This is a genomic window from Corallococcus llansteffanensis (assembly GCF_003612055.1).
GTDB lineage: Bacteria > Myxococcota > Myxococcia > Myxococcales > Myxococcaceae > Corallococcus > Corallococcus llansteffanensis.
In genome coordinates, this window is record NZ_RAWB01000958.1 from 1 (window position 1) to 1,853 (window position 1,853).

Genomic DNA, 1,853 nt, shown 5'->3' on the forward strand with positions numbered 1-1,853 from the left:
GACTCGTAGTTGTCGTACACGCCGTTGATGAGGTTCCGCAGCATCTCCTTGTGCTGCTCCTCCATCAATTCGCGGACGACTTCCGCCAGGTTCTCCGCGTTGAGGATGTCCGCGTAGGACGTCTTCTTCGACGCGAGGATGTTCCCGCCCACGAACAGGTGGGTGATGATGTGGGGGTTGTTGACACCCGAGTCCTCGGTCTGGACGTGGTAGACCTTCCCCTTGTGCTTGATGTTGTGATTGAAGCCTGTGACGGCTTTTTCGAAGGTTTTCGCCATTGCCGAGGTCGGGCACCGTAGCAGCGGGGTCCGGGCTTCACAAGGCAAGCGTCACGCCTCCCGCATGTGACTCCCGGTGCTTGCCCGCCCCCCGGTGTGCGTTTCCCACCGCAGTGTACGGATCCGCCCGTGCCCGCCGAGCCGCCGGGCAGGGGGCCCCTGTGTTGAAAACCCGAAACGGGCTGGGGTACGTACCCACTCTGACGTGCGCGACGTTTCTTGAGCCATCACTGACGGGCGGGAACCCACTGATGACGAAGCCGGACAAGATCACGGACAAGGTCCGCCTGCAGGACGCCCAGACGCTGGCGCAGGGGTACTCCCCCGCCATCCGCGCGATGGAGATCGCCTCCATCGTCTCCTTCGTGTCGTTGGAGGGGGTGCTCGCGTACAAGCTCTGGAGCACCCACCACACCGGGCCGTGGCTGCTGACGCTCGCGGTGGTGCTGGGCTACCTGGCCGCGGACTTCGTGTCGGGCTTCGTCCACTGGATGGGTGACACGTGGGGCTCCACGGAGATGCCCGTCCTGGGCAAGGCGTTCATCCGCCCCTTCCGCGAGCACCACGTCGACGAGAAGGCCATCACCCGCCACGACTTCGTGGAGACCAACGGCAACAACTGCCTCGTGTCGCTGCCCGTCGCGGCGCTCGCGGTGGCCGTGCCGCTCAACGGGCCGGGCTGGGTGTTCCTGGCCGCGTTCCTGGGCGCGATGATCTTCTGGGTGATGGCGACCAACCAGTTCCACAAGTGGTCGCACCTGGACTCGCCGCCCGCGCTCATCGGCTTCCTGCAGCGCGTGCACCTCATCCTGCCGCCGGGCCACCACGGCATCCACCACACCGCGCCCTTCAACCAGTACTACTGCATCACCGTGGGCTGGATGAACCGGCCGCTGAAGATGATCCACTTCTTCCCGCTGATGGAGCGGCTCATCACCTGGGCCACCGGTCAGCTGCCGCGCAAGGACGACATCGGCACCGAGGCCGCCCAGGCGCTCGTCGCCGTGGACGACGCCACCGAAGTGCCCGTGCTCCAGGCGGCCAAGGAGCTCCTCAAGGCCACCGCCGAGGAGCCCGCGCCGTCCGTCTCCACCCGCCCCATCCCCTGAAGAAGGGGGCCGGGCCGCGCGCGCCTAGAAGCGCAGGTCCACCTGCTCCGCGGAAGGAATGGGGCGCCCCAGGAAGCGGGCCCCCACCTCCACGAAGCGCTCCGGCACGTCGGTGACGAAGTACGCGTGCTCCGGCGTGGAGGAGGACTGCGGCGCGAGCAGCCCCCGGGCGCCCAGCAGCTCCGCCACGGCCTCCGCGGTGGCCTCCGCCGAGTCCACCAGCGACACGTGCGGCCCCACGACCTCGGCGATGACGCCCTTCAGCAGCGGGTAGTGGGTGCAGCCCAGCACCAGCGTGTCCACGCCGTCCTGCGCGAAGCCGGCCAGGTACTCGCGCGCCACCAGCAGCGGCACGTCGCCCGTGGTCCACCCCTCCTCCGCCAGCGGCACGAAGAGCGGGCACGCCTTCGCCTTCACCTTCACGTGAGGCTGCCCGGCCTCCAGCGCCCGCTGGTAGGCCCCTGAG

Annotated in this window: 3 protein-coding genes; 1 reads left to right on the forward strand and 2 read right to left on the reverse strand. The window is 68.2% G+C overall.

Going from position 1 to position 1,853, the window contains the following annotated elements; all coding sequences use genetic code 11:
* A partial coding sequence (locus D7V93_RS42465; protein ID WP_147451661.1) for a RomY N-terminal domain-containing regulatory protein occupies window positions 1-278 on the reverse strand: 278 nt, incomplete at its 3' end.
* Window positions 279-529: 251 nt separating this feature from the next.
* Here D7V93_RS42465 and carF point away from each other — a divergent pair.
* The gene (gene carF, locus D7V93_RS42470; protein ID WP_120648619.1) at window positions 530-1,387 is read left to right on the forward strand and encodes a plasmanylethanolamine desaturase; all 858 of its coding nucleotides are present in this window, start codon (window positions 530-532) and stop codon (window positions 1,385-1,387) included.
* 24 nt (window positions 1,388-1,411) lie between these two features.
* On the opposite strand, the gene D7V93_RS42475 is transcribed toward carF, so the two are convergent.
* On the reverse strand, window positions 1,412-1,853 hold a 442-nt coding region (locus D7V93_RS42475), incomplete at its 5' end, for a glutamate racemase (protein ID WP_208723343.1).